At 42.8% G+C, this 19,072-nt stretch carries 15 protein-coding genes and 2 pseudogenes; 5 read left to right on the top strand and 12 right to left on the bottom strand.

Annotation, left to right across the window (positions count from 1 at the left end; all coding sequences use genetic code 11):
* Window positions 1-100 precede the first annotated feature (100 nt).
* Window positions 101-733, top strand: coding sequence for a YigZ family protein (locus A5N88_RS20370; protein WP_066269430.1), 633 nt, complete (start codon window positions 101-103; stop codon window positions 731-733).
* An 83-nt stretch (window positions 734-816) separates the two neighbouring features.
* Here A5N88_RS20370 and A5N88_RS20365 read toward each other — a convergent pair whose 3' ends face one another.
* Both A5N88_RS20365 and A5N88_RS20360 read right to left on the bottom strand, forming a co-directional pair.
* A complete protein-coding gene (locus A5N88_RS20365; protein WP_066269428.1) occupies window positions 817-1,863 on the bottom strand; it encodes a glycosyltransferase family 4 protein in 1,047 nt (348 codons plus the stop codon).
* 258 nt (window positions 1,864-2,121) lie between these two features.
* On the bottom strand, window positions 2,122-2,862 hold the full coding sequence (locus tag A5N88_RS20360; RefSeq protein WP_066269426.1) for a WecB/TagA/CpsF family glycosyltransferase: 741 nt from the start codon (window positions 2,860-2,862) through the stop codon (window positions 2,122-2,124).
* Between the two features lie 201 nt (window positions 2,863-3,063).
* Here A5N88_RS20360 and secA2 point away from each other — a divergent pair, with 201 nt between their 5' ends.
* On the top strand, window positions 3,064-5,439 hold the full coding sequence (secA2, locus tag A5N88_RS20355) for an accessory Sec system translocase SecA2 (RefSeq protein WP_066269424.1): 2,376 nt from the start codon (window positions 3,064-3,066) through the stop codon (window positions 5,437-5,439).
* Between the two features lie 13 nt (window positions 5,440-5,452).
* Window positions 5,453-6,340, top strand: a complete 888-nt coding sequence (locus tag A5N88_RS20350) for an accessory Sec system S-layer assembly protein (protein WP_066269422.1) — start codon at window positions 5,453-5,455, stop codon at window positions 6,338-6,340.
* Between the two features lie 777 nt (window positions 6,341-7,117).
* On the opposite strand, the gene A5N88_RS20345 is transcribed toward A5N88_RS20350, so the two are convergent.
* A complete protein-coding gene (locus tag A5N88_RS20345) occupies window positions 7,118-8,290 on the bottom strand; it encodes an IS256 family transposase (RefSeq protein WP_066263701.1) in 1,173 nt (390 codons plus the stop codon).
* A 522-nt stretch (window positions 8,291-8,812) separates the two neighbouring features.
* Between A5N88_RS20345 and A5N88_RS20340 the strand changes: the two genes are divergently transcribed.
* Complete coding sequence (locus A5N88_RS20340; protein WP_066269420.1) at window positions 8,813-10,291, top strand: methyl-accepting chemotaxis protein; 1,479 nt, start codon at window positions 8,813-8,815, stop codon at window positions 10,289-10,291.
* Window positions 10,292-10,354: 63 nt separating this feature from the next.
* Here the strand turns inward: A5N88_RS20340 and A5N88_RS20335 are convergent, their stop codons facing one another.
* The 3 genes and pseudogenes from A5N88_RS20335 to arcA all read right to left on the bottom strand — a co-directional run bounded on the left by A5N88_RS20335 (window position 10,355) and on the right by arcA (window position 13,988).
* Window positions 10,355-10,906 carry a hypothetical protein gene (locus A5N88_RS20335; protein WP_066269418.1) on the bottom strand — a complete coding sequence of 184 codons (552 nt, stop codon included), beginning with the start codon at window positions 10,904-10,906 and terminating at the stop codon, window positions 10,355-10,357.
* A gap of 443 nt (window positions 10,907-11,349) precedes the next feature.
* A complete protein-coding gene (locus tag A5N88_RS20330; RefSeq protein WP_066269416.1) occupies window positions 11,350-12,570 on the bottom strand; it encodes a DUF5050 domain-containing protein in 1,221 nt (406 codons plus the stop codon).
* Window positions 12,571-12,752: 182 nt separating this feature from the next.
* Window positions 12,753-13,988: pseudogene (arcA, locus tag A5N88_RS20325) on the bottom strand (arginine deiminase).
* A 303-nt stretch (window positions 13,989-14,291) separates the two neighbouring features.
* Between arcA and A5N88_RS20320 the strand changes: the two are divergent.
* The gene (locus tag A5N88_RS20320) at window positions 14,292-14,834 is read left to right on the top strand and encodes a GNAT family N-acetyltransferase (protein WP_066269414.1); all 543 of its coding nucleotides are present in this window, start codon (window positions 14,292-14,294) and stop codon (window positions 14,832-14,834) included.
* A gap of 65 nt (window positions 14,835-14,899) precedes the next feature.
* On the opposite strand, the gene A5N88_RS20315 is transcribed toward A5N88_RS20320, so the two are convergent.
* The 6 genes and pseudogenes from A5N88_RS20315 to A5N88_RS20295 all read right to left on the bottom strand — a co-directional run bounded on the left by A5N88_RS20315 (window position 14,900) and on the right by A5N88_RS20295 (window position 18,997).
* Window positions 14,900-15,343: a C40 family peptidase gene (locus tag A5N88_RS20315; RefSeq protein WP_083953239.1), complete on the bottom strand. Its 444-nt coding sequence runs from the start codon at window positions 15,341-15,343 to the stop codon at window positions 14,900-14,902.
* Window positions 15,344-15,515: 172 nt separating this feature from the next.
* The gene (locus A5N88_RS20310; RefSeq protein ID WP_232317602.1) at window positions 15,516-16,130 is read right to left on the bottom strand and encodes a YkoP family protein; all 615 of its coding nucleotides are present in this window, start codon (window positions 16,128-16,130) and stop codon (window positions 15,516-15,518) included.
* 172 nt (window positions 16,131-16,302) lie between these two features.
* Complete coding sequence (locus A5N88_RS26210; protein WP_260525576.1) at window positions 16,303-17,040, bottom strand: transglycosylase SLT domain-containing protein; 738 nt, start codon at window positions 17,038-17,040, stop codon at window positions 16,303-16,305.
* A gap of 435 nt (window positions 17,041-17,475) precedes the next feature.
* Window positions 17,476-17,796, bottom strand: a pseudogene (locus tag A5N88_RS26205) (hypothetical protein); the annotation flags it as partial.
* A 12-nt stretch (window positions 17,797-17,808) separates the two neighbouring features.
* Window positions 17,809-17,994 (bottom strand): hypothetical protein, encoded by a 186-nt coding sequence (locus A5N88_RS20300; protein WP_066269408.1) that lies wholly within the window; start codon window positions 17,992-17,994, stop codon window positions 17,809-17,811.
* A 118-nt stretch (window positions 17,995-18,112) separates the two neighbouring features.
* Complete coding sequence (locus A5N88_RS20295) at window positions 18,113-18,997, bottom strand: STAS domain-containing protein (protein ID WP_066269406.1); 885 nt, start codon at window positions 18,995-18,997, stop codon at window positions 18,113-18,115.
* Window positions 18,998-19,072 lie beyond the last annotated feature (75 nt).

Below are 19,072 nucleotides of genomic sequence, written 5' to 3'. Positions count from 1 at the left end.
GCCTTCTTAGAGAAAGACATTCCATAAAGTATCTCTTTCTTCTCATTTTATCATATTTAAAGGCGGGATTACTGTATAATTCAGATCGGAGGGCGATGTTTTGCTAAATAAGTATTTAACAGTCAAGGGCTATGGAGAGCACGAAATTATTATTCAAAAATCCCGCTTTATTGCACATGTTCAAAGAGCTGTAACAGAGGATGAGGCGCAAAGCTTCATTCAGGAAATCAAAAAGAAGCATCGCGAGGCCAATCATAATTGTTCAGCCTATATGATCGGCCAGCAGAATCAGATTCAAAAAGCAAATGATGACGGAGAACCAACAGGTACAGCAGGCATTCCTATGCTGGAGGTGCTAAAAAAGCGGGACTTGAAGGATACAGCAGTGGTTGTCACCCGCTACTTTGGCGGCATCAAGCTTGGCGGCGGCGGATTAATTCGTGCCTATGGAAAATCAGTGTCTGAAGGCTTGAATGCAATTGGCATTGTTGAGCGTACCTTAATGTGCGTCATGCATGCCAAAATGGATTACACATGGATTGGAAAAGTGGAAAATGAATTGCGTTCTTCTATCTATGAAATAAAGGAAATTCATTATGCCGATCAGGTGGAATTTGAGGTCTATGTAGAAGAGAATCAAAAAACGGCCTATACCGAATGGATGACAGAGCTTACCAATGGACAAGCAGAGATCATGGAAGGCGAGACCCTGTATCTCGAAAAAGAAATATAAAAAAAGAAATCGGAGCAAATGCCGATTTCTTTTTTTGAATGCTTTTAAAATTGCCGGACATAATAGACTCGTCCCTGTCCGAATCAGCGTTTGGAGCGGACAAATTTCAAAAGCGGCTTGTAATTTTTCCCGACAAGGTCGATGCTCTCGACGAAAATTTCCAGGGCAATCAGCAAGACAGCGATCAGGATGATAGAACCCCACATAGTAGACATGGAGAAAATGATAGCTGCAAGACCAAACATTGCTGCGATTGCATAAATCAGCAAAACCGTTTGCCGGTGGGAAAACCCGATGCGAAGCAGGCAATGATGGAGATGGGATTTATCCGGCGCATAAATTGGCTGATTGTTTGACACCCTGCGGATAATCGCGAAAAATGTATCCGAAAGCGGCACTCCCAAAATGATAACCGGGATGATCAGAGAAATCACCGTAATGTTTTTGAATCCTAACAGCGACAGGACCGCAATCATGAATCCAAGGAAAAGCGACCCTGCATCTCCCATGAAAATTTTCGCAGGATGGAAGTTGTAAATCAAAAATCCGAGCGTACTCATAAGCACAATTGCACCCATCGTAGCTGCGAAAACATTTCCCATAATCAGGGCCATCGCACTGATGGTAATCAAAGCAATCGAGGAGACACCTGCCGCAAGTCCATCCAGGCCATCAATTAAGTTAATGGCATTCGTAACACCGACAATCCAGAAGACCGTTAATGGAATACTGAGATAGCCGAACTGGATCTGGCCGCCGAACGGAAGGTTGATAAACTGTGCCTCTGCTCCGCCCCAAAAGACGACAATCAGGGCAGCTGCGAGCTGGCCTACAAATTTAATTTTCGCCGAAAGCTCGATGATATCATCCAGAATTCCAAGACCCACAATAATAAGGCTTCCAAGAATGATTGGAAGTGGTTGTGCATGATCACCCTCAGGGCGCAAAATAAGAAAACCGATAATAAAACTTAAGAATATGGCAAAGCCGCCCATGCGCGGCATGATAGTTTGATGAACTTTTCGTTGGTTTGGCTTGTCTGTTGCACCAATCTTAAAGGCAAGCTTTTTAACGAAAGGAGTCAGTATAATTGAACTGATTAAACATATAAACAACGTGAAGTACAACATGCAAATCCTCCTTAAGGATATCGTGCCCATAATGGCAGACGAACAAACAGGAATTTCCTGCATGACTTCGATGAATTAAATCATCCATTATTTTTAAACGTAAACATACGTATATGAATCTACAATTCTAGTCACATTTTGCACTCATAGGCATTATATCATAATATATTCCAATGGAATACATTTTTTCTGCGGGTCGGTCTATTTGGTTAGACGGCATCACCCATCCAAGCCTCACAGCCAGCCAGCTAGCTATTACTACCCTTTTAACCTTTGAATTAAAACCTTCCAGGCAAATTGAGGCAAAGCAAGCATCCTTCTCCACCGTGAAGGCTGATTGACAAGACGGTAAAGCCATTCCACATTCATTCGCTGCCATGCTTCAGGTGCACGCTGAACCTCGCCAGCCAGGATATCAAAGCTGCCTCCAAGTCCCATAAAGATCCCTTTTTTGAAGGAATCATAATGGCGGGCAATCCATTGCTCCTGCTTTGGCACTCCAAGCGCCACAAGCACTAGGTCAGGCTCAAGCTCGCGGATTTCACGGGCAATGCTATCATCTTCCCAATCAAAAAAACCATTATGCGCACCCATAATCTCTACATTATGATATTCAGCAACAAGCCTAGCCATGACTCGTTCTAACACAGATTGTGATGCACCAAGCAAATAAAGGCGGAAACGCTCTTGATTGGCGATCTCCAACAGATCCATCATCGTATCAAATCCGGCCACTCTCTCAGGAAGCGGTTCATTCAGCAGCTGGGCAGCCTTTACAACCCCGATGCCGTCAGCCGTTACATAGGTAGCCTGATGGATAATATCCATATAATGCGAATCCTCTTTTGCTTTCATGACAATTTCAGGATTTGCCGTAATGACAAAGGTTTTCTGCTCTGTCTCTATTCTTTTTTTCAATAAAGCAACAAAGTCTTTACGATTTATATTGATAAAAGGTACACCAAGTATGGTGACTTTTTTCAATTCTTCTCTTTCCATTCCAAGACACCTCTGACGTTTCTTGCATCATACATCTAACCATTTCAGAAAAAGATACTTCCAATTACTATACCATATAATTCGACTTTCATGTATAGCAGTCTTTTACAATTTAGTTTTTATTTCCAAATAATTCTACTTTTCTCGACATCTCTCAACTATGGTATAATATTTCTATTAGCAATAAAGGAGAATTCAGGAATGATTACCTATATTAAGAAATCTCTTGGCACCCCCCAGGAGCGGACATTGAAAAAATATCAAAAAGCCGTAGATGAAATCAATGCACTAGAATCTGAGTATTCAGGATTGAAAGATAACGAGCTTCACCAGCAAACCTTCCTTTTAAAAGAGGAACTTAAAAATGGCGCAACAATTGATGAGATCAAAACAAGAGCGTTTGCGCTGGTTCGCGAAGCAGCAAAGCGTGTACTTGGCATGCGCCATTATGATGTCCAGCTGATCGGCGGACTTTGTTTATTAGAAGGTAATATTTCAGAGATGCCCACTGGAGAAGGAAAAACCCTTGTTGCTTCCCTCCCGAGCTATCTGCGTGCACTCGAAGGAAAAGGCGTTCACGTTATCACGGTGAATGAATACCTTGCAAAGCGTGACAAAGAAATCACCGGCCAAATCCTTGAGTTTCTTGGCCTGACAGTCGGACTTAACCTTGCTGACATGTCTCCTGAAGAAAAACAAGCTGCTTACCAAGCGGATGTTACCTACGGAATCGGCACGGAATTCGGCTTTGACTATCTGCGTGACCACATGGTGTACGACCCTTCCCAGCGTGTTCAGAGGCCTTATCATTTTGCCATCATTGATGAAATTGACAGTGTGCTAATTGATGAAGCCAAAACGCCGCTTATTATTGCAGCGAAAACAGAGCTTAATTCACAGCTTTTCTTTATATGCTCCCAAATCATCAAGGGTTTTATCCAGGACAAGGACTATACATTTGATGTCGAAACGAAAGCCGTAAATTTTACCGATGAAGGCATTACGAAAATTGAAAAGGCCTTCAGTATCGACAATCTATATGATTTGACCCATCAGTCGCTTTACCACTATTTGATTCAGTCGCTCCGTGCGCAAGTGATTTTCCGCCGTGACGTGGATTACATCATCCGTGAAGGGAAAATTGAACTGATTGATGCGTTTACCGGCCGCATCCTGGAAGGACGAAGCTTAAGCGATGGGCTTCACCAGGCCATTGAGGCAAAAGAAGGCCTAGAAATGACCGATGAAAACAGGACACAGGCAACGGTGACCATCCAAAACTACTTCCGCATGTATCCAATGCTTTCGGGTATGACCGGCACGGCTAAAACGGAAGAAAAAGAATTCCAAAAGGTCTACGGCATTAATGTCATCCAAATCCCGACGAACCGTCCAAGGATCCGTGTGGATATGGAGGACATTGTGTTTGAAAAAGCATCCCAAAAATATAAAGCGCTCACCGCTGAAGTTGTGAAGCGCCATCAAACGGGCCAGCCGATTTTAATTGGAACCACCTCCATTGAACAATCGGAAACAGTGGCAGAATACCTGGACAAAGCCGGCCTTTCCTACCAGCTGCTGAATGCAAAAAGCGCTGAAAGAGAAGCTCAGCTTATTTCAGTTGCCGGACAAAAAAATCAAATTACGATTGCGACCAATATGGCAGGGCGCGGTACCGACATTCTGCTTGGCGAAGGAGTAGCCGAGCTTGGCGGACTTCACGTTGTGGGAACAGAGCGCCATGAAAGCCGCCGTGTGGACAACCAGCTTAAAGGTCGTGCCGGCCGCCAGGGTGATCCAGGATCCAGCCAATTCTTCATTTCCATAGAGGACGAAGTGATTCAGCGCTTCGCACCAGACCTTCTTGAAAAATTCCAAAAGGGATTGAAGCCAAATGAAGACGGCGTCGTCCAAAATAAGAATGTTCATGAGTTTGTGGACCGTGTTCAAAACATTTGTGAAGGCAGTAACTTCTCTACACGCGAATACACATTAAAGCTTGATGATGTTGTCAATGAGCAAAGAAATGTCATCTATAGTTTGCGAAACCGGGTTCTCGATGCAGAAGACCCATTTGATTTTATCAAAGACATGTTCACCCATCTTTCTGCGCATTATTTGGAGAGCCTGACGAATGAGCCAGGCAGACTGGATGAAATTGCCGAGAAGCTTCAGGAAGTTGCCTTGACTGAAATTGCCGGCCTTCAGGAAGCGGAAGAAACCGATGAATTCATCGATATCCTCAAACCGGCAATGGATGAAACTGTGAAGATCATAGAAGAGATTCACAATCAAGAGCCTTCGTCATTCCTTGCTTTCAAAGGGGTCTTACTGAATGCCATTGACCAGCAATGGATCCAGCATCTTGAAGCCATGACCCGATTAAAGGAAGGAATCGGACTTCGCGGCTACAGCCAGGAAGATCCGATCCGCCTCTATCAAAAGGACGGCCTGGAGGTTTTCACGTATACCTATACCGCAATTGAAGCGGAGGTTTGCCAGTCTGTGACAGAAGCCATTAAGCGGGGTGCTGCCGAAGTACATTCCGACATTGAAATTGAAATAGAAGAAGGATAAGGGGGCATCTCTTGTGTTATTTTTAGGCAGAAATAAGAAGTCCGGTAAAGACAGCACCATTTCGTCTGAAAAGCTGCTGAAGACAGAAGAAGCGGCAGCTGTTCAAACGTCTGAAGAAGAAATTGAAACAGCACTATCCATTATGCCGGGATGGATGGATTCACCTGAAAAAGAATATGTGCTGCGCTTTTTAAACAATCAATGCCAGCCATTAAAGCCAAACCAAATTTCGTTATCAGGGATTGAATGGAATGAGGATGCCGATGGAAGATTGACTGCGACTGCCTTTGTCAGGAGCAGCCTTTCAAAAGCCATCACCTTTGATGAGGTTCCCATTCTACTGATTGATGCAGATGGTGAGCTTCTGGCAAGAGGTATGTTTGATTTGAGTTTGCTTGGAGAGCTCCCTCCAAAAAGCAGCCGCCCATGGCATTTTGAGTTTGTTATCGAAGAACGCTTGTCGACTAAACAGCCATCAGAAGGCTGGAAGCTGGCATTCGAACTGAAGCAGCAGCATTCCCTTGACCTTGCCAAGAGCTGGGAGCAGTCAATGGCGGAAGAGGACAAAGAAAAACTGCGTGAGTTTTTAAAACGGGTTCAGCCGCCAAAGCCGGGTGAAGTCAATTTTATGGGGCTCCAAGCAGCCATCAAGGAAGAAGGCAGCCTGCACATCACCCTCCTGGTGCGCAATGGATCCGATCAAGGCATTAAAATCGAATCCCTTCCCCTTATTGTGGAGGATGCATCCGGTGAAGTGGTGGCACATGGAGGGTTCAATCTCGAGGATTTCGAAGTCAAAGCGCATACAAGCAAGCCGTGGACGTTTGTTTTCCCAGCCTCTATGATCGTGAAAGAGCAGCTGGATCTCTCAGCTTGGAAGGCATATCCGCCACAAGTATAAGAGTTTAAGGTATAAGGAACCAGACATGTACGCATGGGCTGGTTCCTTTTTTGTTGGGTGGCATTTTTTACTTTGTTTCCTTTGAGTTGGGGTCTCATGTGAACGTGCTGAAGGACTTTTCTTGCTCTTCTTGATTGGGGTTTGGCCTTCATTTGCTTGATGAAGGACTTTGCTCGCTCTTCTTGATCGTGGTTTGGCCTTCATTTGCTTGATGAAGGACTTTTCTTTCTCTCCTTGACCGGGGTTTGGCCTTCATTACCTTGATGAAGGACTTTGCTCGCTCTTCATGGCTGGGGTTTGGCCTTCATTACCTTGATGAAGGACTTTGCTCGCTCTTCTTGACCTAGTTTTGGCCTTCATTTGCTCGATGAAGGACTTTGCTCGCTTTTCATGGCTGGGTTTTGGCCTTCATTTGCTTGATGAAGGACTTTGCTCGCTCTTCGTGGCTGGGTTTTGGCCTTCATTAGCTTGATGAAGGACTTTGCTCGCTCTTCTTGACCGGGTATTGGTCTTCATTAGCTTGATGAAGGACTTTGCTCGCTCTTCTTAACCAGGTTTTGGTCTTCATTAGCTCGATGAAGGACTTTTCTTTCTCTCCTTAACCTAGTTTTGGCCTTCATTAGAGTCAAGTCCACTATTATGTGTAAAAAGCATGTTCAATGGATACCACGAATATACGTCTGAGTATGGGGTTTTGGTTGAGGAGGGGGCTAGCCCCCTCCTCAATCAAAATCTTCTTACTCTAGCTTTCCTAGTTAAGCTTTTAATAAAATGTCCTTATTGAGGATGCAGGAATTTTCGGTTACCTAGATCTAAAGTATCGGCATAGTCCATCAGTACAGCTCCAATTAAGCGGAAGGCAGACTGGTGATTGGGGAAAACCCGAATCACTTGTTCACGCCGTCGAATCTCTGAATTTAATCTCTCCAGCACGTTTGTCGTACGGAGATGGATGTGGAAGTCCTCTGATTCTGTATAAAATTGTGTGGCATCATCAAAGCCCTCGTCTAAAATAAGAATGGCTTTTTGGTATCCCTTTTGTTCTTCATATGTGGCCATAAATTCGTCTTTAAGCTTTTTAGCCTCTTCCAAATTAGAGGACTTAAAGATCGCCTTTAATTGAGAGCGTGCCTCTTTCGAGTCCTTACGGGGCATGGTTTGAATCATGTTTCTCAACATGTGTACGGTACAACGTTGCCAACTGGTGCCAATGAAGGCTTTGGTAATGGCAGCTTTCAACCCCTGATGAGCATCTGAAATAATTAACTTTGGTGACTGAAGACCTCTGGATTTAAGGGATTCAAAGAATTCTCTCCAGTTTGTTTCACTTTCGGAATGATCCACCTTTAACCCAATGATTTCACGTTTGTTTTGTTCGTTGACACCCATCGCGATGTAGACCGCCTTAGAGACAACCTTATTGTGCTCCCTAACTTTAATATACATGGCATCCACGAAAAGATAGGGGAAGTACATGACATTTAAAGGCCTGTTTGCCCAGTCATTCACCAATGGATCCAGCTTTTTGGTTAGATTAGAGACCATGGACTTTGAGATAGATTCTCCGCAAAGCTCTTCCATAATCTTCGTGACTTTACGAGTGGACACCCCGTTTACGACCATCTCCAGCATAGACAAAAGCAAAGCCTTATCACATCTTGCATACTTCTCAAAGACGTCCGTAGCGAATTCGCCATTTCTTGTCCGAGGCACTTTAAGACGGATTTTTCCAACGTTCACAATCATTTCTCTCTCATAGTATCCATTTCGATAATCGGTCCGTTCTGATGAACGCTCATGGGAATTTGCCTGTATATAGCGATCTCTTTCCATTTCCATATATTGATTCAATACAAGGACAATAGAGGATTTCACAATATCGTTTAGATCTGATTTTCCGATCTCCTCTTTAAGTTTATCGAAGTCTAGTGTAAAATTAATTTGGGTCATTATCATGTCCTCCTGTTATGTTTTTTCGTGGTAGAAAAACATTGTAACATGGAGGGCTGATATGGCCCTTTTCTTTTTACACAATTATATAGACTTAATCTTCATTAGCTCGATGAAGGACTTTTCTTTCTCTCCTTAACCTAGTTTTGGCCTTCATTAGCTCGATGAAGGACTTTTCTTTCTCTCCTTAGCCTAGTTTTGGCCTTCATTAGCTTGATGAAGGACTTTGCTCGTTCTTCTTGACCTGGTTTTGGTCTTCATTAGCTCGATGAAGGACTTTGCTCGCTCTTCGTGGCTGGGTTTTGGTCTTCATTTGCTTGATGAAGGACTTTGCTCGTTCTTCTTGACCTGGTTTTGGTCTTCATTAGCTCGATGAAGGACTTTTTTCACAAAAATCCATACTCCTCACGAAACACATTCACCAATTAGGTATTTTTTTAAGGAAATATAAGAAAATTTATCTATTTTTGTCTAAATTTATTGTATTTTGTGGTACATTTAGTACAAAAGGAGGGAATACTTTTGGAAACCATCTCTACCATTCAACTTAAGAATATAAAGCATAAAAATATCCTTATGTTTACAACGTATATGATTGCGTTGACGCTGGGCGTCCTGGAAAGCTTGGTGTTAAAGGACTCAAGGGCCACTCTAAACTACGGCATCCAATGGGCTGCCATGCTGATTGTGTTTTTACTCTTCCAGGTCTTTTTAAAAAAATATAAAATTTATCCCTACATAACGGTCATATTGGCCTATCTGTTTTTAGGCTACGCCATTATCACTTTTCATGGCGGCATCACCCTGATGATAATGGTATTCTTCCTGGCCATTTTTTCTGCTGTCCAGTTTAATCTGGTTCTTTTTTCAATCGGCTATTTAGTAGGTTTGCTCGAAATGGTGTATATTCTTTTCAAAGGGACATTAAATGAAAGCGTTCTAAAAGATAATGCCCCGACCATTCTTCTTAGCTATGTTCTAGCAGGCATTATTTTAACCGTCCTTATTTACTTAAATAAAAAGCAGGACGAAAAGCTTCGGACTTTACTCGCTGCAGCCAATATGGATGCCGAAAACAAAGAAAAGCAAAAAAACCACATGAGCCAAACCGTGAAAAACGTTCTTGAAAATGTTGAAAGAATAACTGAAAAGCTCCAAACAAATATGATTTCACAGGAAGAAGTAAAGCTGGCAATTGGAGAAATTTCTGCCGGTAGTGTAAATCAAAGCGAACAAATATCCGACATCAGTCATCGTTCCCAGGTTACCTTTGAGTCCATGAGGGTGCTGAACAAAGTAACTTCAGAATTAAACAGCGAAGTGGAAGAAGCAAACCGTACTGCCTTGGAAGGCGAAACAACAGTGAATCAGCTTTCCCTTGAAATGAGCGACGTAATTGATATTGTAGGAGAATTGAAAAAAACTTTTACCATTCTGACGAAGAAAATTGAGGAAACAAATACATTTGCCGATAGTATAAAAAGTATATCGGAACAAACCAACCTGCTTGCTTTAAATGCATCCATCGAAGCTGCTAGAGCTGGTGAAGCCGGCAGAGGATTTTCAGTCGTAGCCGATGAAATCCGCAAGCTGGCTGAGGTGACAAACGGCACCGCGGAAAAAATCACCCGCAATCTGAGCGAATTGAACGAAAGCAATTCAACCGCTCATCATAAAATGGATGCCAGCAGCAGCAAAATTCTTTCGACTGTTGAATCCAGTGTTCAGGTGGCTGATTACTTCCGAAAATTAGCCAAAGTACTGACCAAGATGGAGGGACGGTTCGTAGAATTCGATGCCCTTTCCCAGGAAGTAACGGCACACTCCACAGAGGTGGAGGTTTCCACAACAGAGCTTGCAGCCATTATTGAAGAGGCCTCCGCGAGCCTTGAACAAATTAGTGCAGCGGTTGAATCCTTAACGGAGGATAGTCGCTCTATTTCAGAACAGTTATTGGAATCATCGCAAAGGATGGAAACAATTCGAAAAGAATTCTTATAAAATGCAAAAACCAGCTGTGTTGATTGTGAACAGCTGGTTTTTTTGTGAAGAAATAGAATCTTTTTATGGTTTTGGTGCCTGAATCACTGGTGATGTCGGTGCTGTTGGCGCAGTAATTCCAATTGTCGGTACTACCGCGTCTTTTGGATCAGCGGGCTGCACGACGTTTGTGTTTGAATTTTCTTGTTTGGTGCCGGCTGCCTGTTTGCCAGACTGCTTTTGATTTTTTTCCAGCGCTTCTTGGACGGTCAATGGTTTGGATGGCTGTTTGTTGGCTGTCGGCTGGTTTGGCTTCGTTTTCGTGTTGCTGTTTTTATTTTGATTAGAGTGGCTGGTATCGGATTTTGCAGCTTTTTTGTTTGAAGCTTCCGCAGGCTTGGTATTGAGCGCTTTTTTTGACGGTGCTGCAGACGTACTCTTTGTATTGTTAGAATGCTGGACTGAGTCAGGCTGATTTGAGCCGCTGGTAATCGTTTCAGTCGATACAATAGGTTTAAAAAATGCTGGTTTTTGATGAGCGGACACATAATAGCGGTATCCGATGTAGGTGACCACCGACAGAAGAAGAATCATGACGCTCAATAAAATTTTTATGACAGCCATTTGTTTTTTCAATTCTGTCGAGGCCCCTCTCTCGTTCTGATTTTCTTACAATTCGTTCTAAAATGATGGCATCTATTTATGGGATAAAAAAGGGCTTGGAGTCCGAAAAAACCGTTTGCCCATCCACCCCATCGTCGATGTTTTGAGATTTTCGGGCAATTCAGGTACAAAGACCCATACAATCTCTTTCTATTCCCTCCCTGCCACTGCAAAGCAATATACCGGCCATAGAAGGAAGTCCCCTTACTCCGGTCCTCTCCTATATTCGCTCAATTTAAAAAGGATGTAAAGCCAAATCTTTCATATCTAAAACTAAAAACGCGAATCGCTTTATCGCTCTAAAGCAAAGAAGGGGTCAGACCCCTTTTACACGTTAGTGCACGAAAGAGAGCCGCTTCCCAGGCGGTGGTTCCCGCCTGGGAGGCGGCTCTTGATCAATCAGCACATGTTAGCGATTAAATGCGGGCTTCTCGGAAGCTGGAGGCTGCATCCATATATTTTAGCATGTCGCCGCGCATCCCAAGAGTAAAAGCGGTGCTTTTTACAACCGGCATGTTTCCTGTTCCATTTGTGTTGATTTTATAAATATAGTTGTCGTTGTCACGGTTAATGTAATAGATTGTGTTATTTCTTATTTTTAAAGATGCAGCATGGGTGGACAAAAACTTCACAGGCTTTGTACCCCAGATATCAGTTCTGTAAATTTCACTGTTGCTGCTGTTCACATAATATATGCTGTTATTGTAACGAACAAAATCCGTTAAGCGCTGTAAACGGCTGTATTGGGTCGAAGTCGCCTTTGGATAGCTGGCCTGATTCCATTTATGGTCCTTTGCCAGCTGGCTTCCCGTCACAAGGAAATATTTATAGCGCAGAATATCCGTGTTATCAAAGGAGACCGGATCATCCCAAGTGGCATCTAAGTAGTAATACTTTCCGTTGACCTTCACGAGGTTCCAGGCATGGTCTTCCCCATTGGCCGTACCAGTTACTTTCTCAGACCAGATACCCGCTCTGTTCAGAAGCAAAGTCATAGCCTTTGCATACCCGTCACAGACCGCTGATTTATTGACCAGCGCACCATAAGCTGTATAATCCAGGTCAGGCAAAGCCCCCTTCTCCAGATTTGCTTCATCATATCGTACGGAATTGACAACCGCATCGTGGATGAGCAGTACTTTTTCAAACTGAGTTTTCTTCTGGTTCGCTTGACGTACAATCTTATCTGCCTGCTGGTTTAACTGCTTTTTCATTTTCAGAATGGCAGCCCTTGAATATTTGTACTTAAATTTAATGACACCATTGGAATAATAATAGACGGCATCTACGTAAAAAATTTCCGGCTGGTTATCAAGAATTTTGCGGTATTGGTTAAAAACGACTGAGCTGCTTGAAGCCGGCTGCTGCAATGTGACTTCTGGCTGAACATTTTTCATCGCCTGGTACATGACCTCATATAAAGAAGATGGATGCTTCGATACTGTTGTAGAGGCTGCAGAAGCAGTCAGCACAGGTGAAGGTGCAGGCGATGTAGAATGGGATAAATGAGAAACTGCAGCCGATATTGCAGGTGACTCCTTAAAAATAGATGAAGCTGCATCACTAATACTTTTCGGCTGATGCATGAAGCAGTATAAAAAGATCCCTGCGCATATTAAAAGGGATAACTTTTTCAACTCAGCACCTCCTCGTCTTATAATCTACTATTCCCTTTCTATTTTACTATTACTCTTCTTTTTATCCATCAATTTCAATTAGTAATTTAGGGAAAGGCTGGTATATAGAGATTATAGACGCTGGCACGATTAAAAAGAACCCCTGGTCCACAAAAGAATCCAGGGGAATTTTTATACTCCAGTCAGGCGAGGTCCTTCCTGACAATCGGCATACTCATGCAGCGCGGGCCGCCGCGGCCGCGAGACAGCTCCGAGCTTGAAATCTCAATGACCTCAATGCCATGGTTCCTGAGCACCTCATTTGAGACATAATTGCGGTTATAGGTAACCACTACTCCCGGTGCAATGGCAAGGGTGTTGGAGCCGTCATTCCATTGTTCCCTGGCAGCCGCAATCAGATCGCCGCCGCCGCAGGGAATCAGGTCAATTTCCGATAAGTGAAGCACTTCTTTTAGCGTCTCCTCCAGATTGCTTCGCTTCTGAATCGTGATGCCTTCCCCTTTCTTGCCTTGTTCCAGAATATAAATATTCATCTTGCCTTCATGATCCAGGATACCGGGATGTATGGTGAACTGATCATGGTGAACCATTGTAAAAACGGTGTCCAGATGCATATAAGCACGGCATTTCGGAATTTCCACCGCTATTACTTTTTCTACATGGCATTGTTTTTCGAACATTTGAGCAGCGAGACGCTTAATGGCTTCCTCTGACGTCCTTGCGCTAATGCCGATCGCTATGGCCTCCCTGCTCAGAACAAGCTCGTCGCCGCCTTCCAATGAATGCTCCTCATTACGGTTGAACCAGACGGGGATTTCGTGTTTGCTGAAGCGCGGGTGATAATTCATAATGTACTCCATAAACATGGATTCACGCCGCCTTGCCCCCTCGTTCATGCGGTTCATTGTAATGCCATTGCCAATGACCGCTGCAGGGTCTCTTGTAAAATAAAGATTGGGCATCGGATCGAGAAAGAAAAGCTTTTTTGAATCCATATTTTCATAGGAGTGAACCTCCTCCACTTCTTCAAGCTCACTTCTCCTCACGCCGGCCATCGTTTTTTCCACCAGCTCTTCACTAGAAAAAGAAGTAAGGTACTCCTTCACCATCTCAAAGGATCTATTTAAACGCTCTTTGCTTTCTGAAAGAAGCTGCTCAATAAATTTGTGCCGAATCTCCTCCTGCTACAGTGATTCTGATACTAATTTTTCTAAATAAAGAACCTCGACATCCCGGTTTCGAAGCTTTTCTGCAAACTCATCATGCTCTTTTTGAATAGCAGGCAGAAAGGGAATATCATCAAATAAAAGCCTCTCTAATGAATCAGGCGTTAAATTTTCCACTTCCTTTCCTGGACGGTGAAGAAGGACGGTCTTCAATTCACCGATTTCAGATGTTATATGTAATGGATGTTTCATCAATGCTCCTCCTATTTTCAGGTACCTGTTTTCAAGCATTTGTGCGCCGCTGATTGTAAAACGTGCCCTTGCAGCAGCGCTTCCTTATGGGTCCTATTCCCTAAGTCGCTAACTGGTAATCCTAAAAATGGGCATGGCCAAAGTTATGTAAATTTTTTCAAAATCGTGGTACACTTTTTGTAGATTTCAGAAAGGTATGATTAATATGAAAAACATCACCTTTAAAAATAGAAGGATTGAAAACTAAGAGGTCTTCCATCTCTTCTTTTCAATCAAAAAAACAATATTGAAAAGAGGAATACGATGTATCAGGATCAAGAACTGGCCATCCGCCCCATCCGAATGGAGGATGCAAAAAGACTGTGGGAGCTCTCCTATAAGGAAGAGGCACCCGAATGGAAAAAGTGGGACGCTCCTTATTTTCCACATAAATCAATGCCTTTTGAGGAATTCTTGGAAAAGACAGCGCCAAAATGGATCGGGAAAGAAAATTATTGGGTGATTACTGTGAATGAAGAGGTGTATGGGACAGTTTCCTATTATTTTGAAGATGAGCAGAAAAGATGGCTGGAAATGGGGATTGCCCTCTATAAATCCAATGATTGGAGCAAAGGGCTGGGAACACGCACTCTCAGACTCTGGATGCAGCATATTTTCAACACCCTGCCTTTAGTACGTGTCGGGCTCACTACCTGGTCCGGCAACAAGCGCATGATTCGTGTTGCTGAGAAACTGGGCATGCAAATGGAGGCACGCATCCGAAAGGTCCGCTATTATGAGGGAAACTATTTTGACTCTATACGCATGGGCATTCTTCGTGAGGAGTGGGAGAAGTTTAATACGTAACAAAAAAAGGGCTTCCATTGCCCTTTTTCCATAGTATAAGCCGCATCCCATGCGGCGGTATATTGTTAGATACGCTTTGCACCTACATAACGCGGTTTCCAGTAAACGTTACTGATAGAAGCAATGGACACGCCATGTGACGTAGCAGCTTGTATCATTTTTCCGTTCCCCATATACATGGCAACATGTGTAGGTCTTTCTGCTTTATTATCCGCAAAGAACATTAAATCTCCCACCGCAAGATTTGAAACTCTTTTTCCTTCAGTAAACATAGAAGCAGCGGTACGTGGCAAGACCTTTCCTTCTTTTCCGTAAGAATATTTAACTAATCCCGAGCAATCAAATCCTCTTGGTGACATTCCGCCCCAAACATATTTGACTCCCAAGTTGGATTTTGCAACGGAAACAGCTCTAGTATGATAGGTAGAAGCTTTACTTACAAATGGTGAAACGGCGACCGTGGAAATAATAGTAGCAAGAAACAAGAATGTGAAAATTTTCTTTAACAACTTTGTTTTCCCCCTGTGTGTTTTATCTAAACCTACTTTACAAAAATAGAGTAACAGGGAGATATCACCAGCATTACAATTTTATTACGCATACTAGTAATTTTAACCAGATTTTTACGATAATGATGGAGCTTAAACAGCGGAATGTCCTATCCAGTAGTAGATAGAGCATTCACTGCTCTGCATTCGCCGACACTGCGCTAACCTCCTGAAGCTCCTCAAGGGCAGCATGGTATTTCGACACCATTTTTTCTTTTGCCATTACAAGATACACTGTTTTTTGGCTGCGGATGTGCCGTAATGAAAGGGATGTAGAGGCCAGCAAAAAAATGGGAAACTGGGTCAGCACTTTAAACATCTTATACAGTCTGCTTTTTGGGTATGCTTTTTCAAAACCGAGCTGCGTGACACCCTTATCCAGCATGGTTATACCGATAATCCCTTTAATGCTGTCCTTTTGTGGATGGTTTGAGATATAGTCTGCAAGCAGAGGCATTGATTTTTCCACCATTCGGTAAATGGCTCGTGCCCGCTGCAAAGGGCTTTTGATCCTTCTTACTTCCTTTAAAATCCGGATATTATGAAGATGAATTTTAACAAGGCAATCGTTCTTTTTAATGACAGAGCCGTCCTGTAAAAAAAGCTCTCTCCCCTTATAGGTAGTGAGGCGGACCCTGAAAACACAATCCTGCCGGGAGTCTCCGCCTATCCATTCAAGCCGCCGAAAAAAATTACAAACAGGATCAAGATAATTCCAAATCATTAACACTAGCAATCGTACAGGCAACTGACTCCCTCCCGTTCATCCTTTTGGCTTTTTTCGTGACATATGCATAAAACAGCCTTCTTTTTATTTAGAATGAGCAAAAAATATGATTTTAAAAATGGTAATGTAAGGGTGAATGAGGAGAATTCAGCAGGTTAAAATAAAAATAAAAAACGAGGCGCACGGCCCCGTTTTACTGTATATTGATGGATGCTACATAATACGATTTTCCGTTGTACAACACTTTGTACCAGCAATACAAGTTAGAAGGTGTATTGTCCTCAATTGGGCCGCTGGCCAGAGAAACCTGCTGGGATACAGATAAAGTAATATATTGTGCGTTTGTAGACGTACTTTGCCTCAAACGAGCTCCTTTTAGAAGGGTCACTTTATCTCCTGTTTGATGCATTTGTGTGGAGACATGCTGATAGTTTGTTGTATAACTTGCGGCGTTAAACTGAGTACCATTCATGGTAACCGGTTCTTTTATGACCGGTTTTGTAAAAGTATCGCCTTCGATCAGAGCATCATTAAACAGATATCTGTAGACTTTATCTTGATAAGCTTTTCCGTTCCCCGGAGTATTCACTTGAGACACGCTGTTATACGCCATGACTGCAAAATACCAATCCTCGAGGCTGTTTATATTTTGATGGTTTACTGTTGGCAGGGATTTGTATCCCCATTTCTCTTTAAGAATTTGGACACCCGTCTCAATATTATATTGAAGGTCATATTTCACACGATTCCAGTCATAGCTGGAGTCCGAAGGAGAAAGAGGTGTAACCTGCATAATACCATAGCCACTGTCCAAGCTTGTGAACACATCGCCGCTGCTGGTAAATTGCGTGAGGCTTCCGTTTTCCGTCAAAGCAATGGATTTTACAATTTCCGGGGGAATGCCGTATTTTCGTGCAGCAAGATCGAGCATATTCTTGATGTCCGCAGGGCTTGCCTTCAGCCGGTCCATGATATCAGATAGACGTTTTTGCAGGTTGGATTGGTCGGTTCCTGAAAAACTTTTCATTTCTGATGTGATGGATGAATAAATGCCTGGTACTAAAGCATCTGACTTCCACTTAGAGACCAATCCATCCAGCTGCTCAAATTGAGGCTCCATTTGGATCAATGCGGCAAGCTGTCCGGTTTTATACGTTGAAGGAATAGACGCCGCCAGAAAGGCTGTGTCTTTTTTCAGCTGGTCCTTATAGCTGGATTGTGTGACTTGATCCATATTAAAAACAATAATCTTGTACTGATCAGCCAGCTTGGACGGGCTGTTCTTTATTAACCCTTCAGCAGACAGAATCGCATTTTTGACTTTTACAGGTGTGGCTAAAGCGGCCAAGTCTTTTTCAGCCGGGCTTGGGTACATATTAATGATGGTGTTTCGTGTCTTGGTTCCAACCACCGCCTTGAATACAGGGGTATATTTTTTATCATAATAAGCTAAGGAAGAATAGTCCTTAAGGAGCTGTGTGGTAATGGTTGAAGCCTTGCTGTCATTTTCCACGAGTGCTCTAATTTTTGCCTGCGATTGCCCGGCATGTACGGCATCAATATAGTGGCTTCCTTGAGTAATTTCATTTTGGACAATTTTTAAACTGTTTAAGTAGCCCGTTTTAGTCTTGCCGGAAGACAGTTTTTTTACAGCATTTAAAGCTGAACTGTATTTGCTTTTGGCATCGTTATATTCTTTTTACGGAACATTGCTTCCATTCGCTTTATGGTCCACATCAGTAGCATCTGACAATACCTTTCCGGCTTTTATGGCATTGGAGACAAGTGTACCTGTGTTAGTTGAAGCGGATACGGGTAGTAAATGAATGCCGGAATAACAAAAAACCGTGGCTAGAGCAGCTGACAACAACCTTATTTTTTTCAAAAAAGTGTGCACCTCCAAAGATTCTCTTATTCTATTATACTAAATTCTGGAGACTTAACTACTATTTTGCAACTATTAAAAAACCCGGCCGAAGCCAGGCAGTCTGTTCTCATTTTATTTAGATTTTGGCAGTTTGATCAAAGACTTCCCAGCGAATACCCAATTTTCCTAACGCCTGCTTTAATGAGCTGAAGGTGTCAATTCTGCTGAAATCCAGTCCCAGCTGAATGGACGTTTGCGCTACTTCAGGGCGTATGCCTGAGATTGTGGAGTGAATGCCAAGCAGGTTTAAAATTTGAGTCAGATGATAAATTTGCTGGGCCACCATCGTATCCACAATCGTTACACCCGATAGATCGATAAACAGATGCTGAATATTGGCTTCTGCACATTTGCTTGGTATAATTTCCTGAATCATTTTTGCCCGCTTGGTATCGATGTCGCCAATGAGTGGAAGCACCGCAATATGATCCATGATGGGAATTACGGGAGAACTTAATTCATCTATTAGAGCTTGCTGGGCATACAGTCTGGTTCTGGTAATTTTATAGTAGGACTCTACGAAGCTATTAATCAAACGGTCAAATGCTGTATGGATAACGTTGCTCCATTTTAAGATATCCTCTTTTTCTATCTCTTCATTTTCAGCAGAAAATTTTTCAACATAACGCCAATAGGACTCTCTTACTCTGCTGAGGGCTGCCATCACTTCATAAACAGGCGTATCCATCTCTACCCTGCTTTTTGCGACATCAATAGCCCAGTCCTTCATGCTTTTTTCAAAAGCATCATTATCAATCAAGATTTCACTCACAGTAAGAAGCGTTCGAGTATTTTGTTCGCGCAATAGCCGCTCGATGGATTTATTGGCGTTGAGAGAATAAATCGATCCAGCTTCCATTGTCCTTCGCTGAAGCCAATCCTCCGTGATATTCGGCATATTTTCATTTAGATATTCATATAATGCCTGATCATGCTGATTCCTTTGTTCCGTTTGAGTCATGTAATCCACCTCGATTAATTTATACTGTACCTTAAAAATGAACGAATAACTCTATTTTATCATAGTCACAAGATA

It is taken from the genome of Heyndrickxia acidicola, assembly GCF_001636425.1.
Classification (GTDB): Bacteria; Bacillota; Bacilli; order Bacillales; family Bacillaceae_C; genus Bacillus_AE; species Bacillus_AE acidicola.
This window is presented reverse-complemented; position numbering and strand designations above follow the sequence as displayed.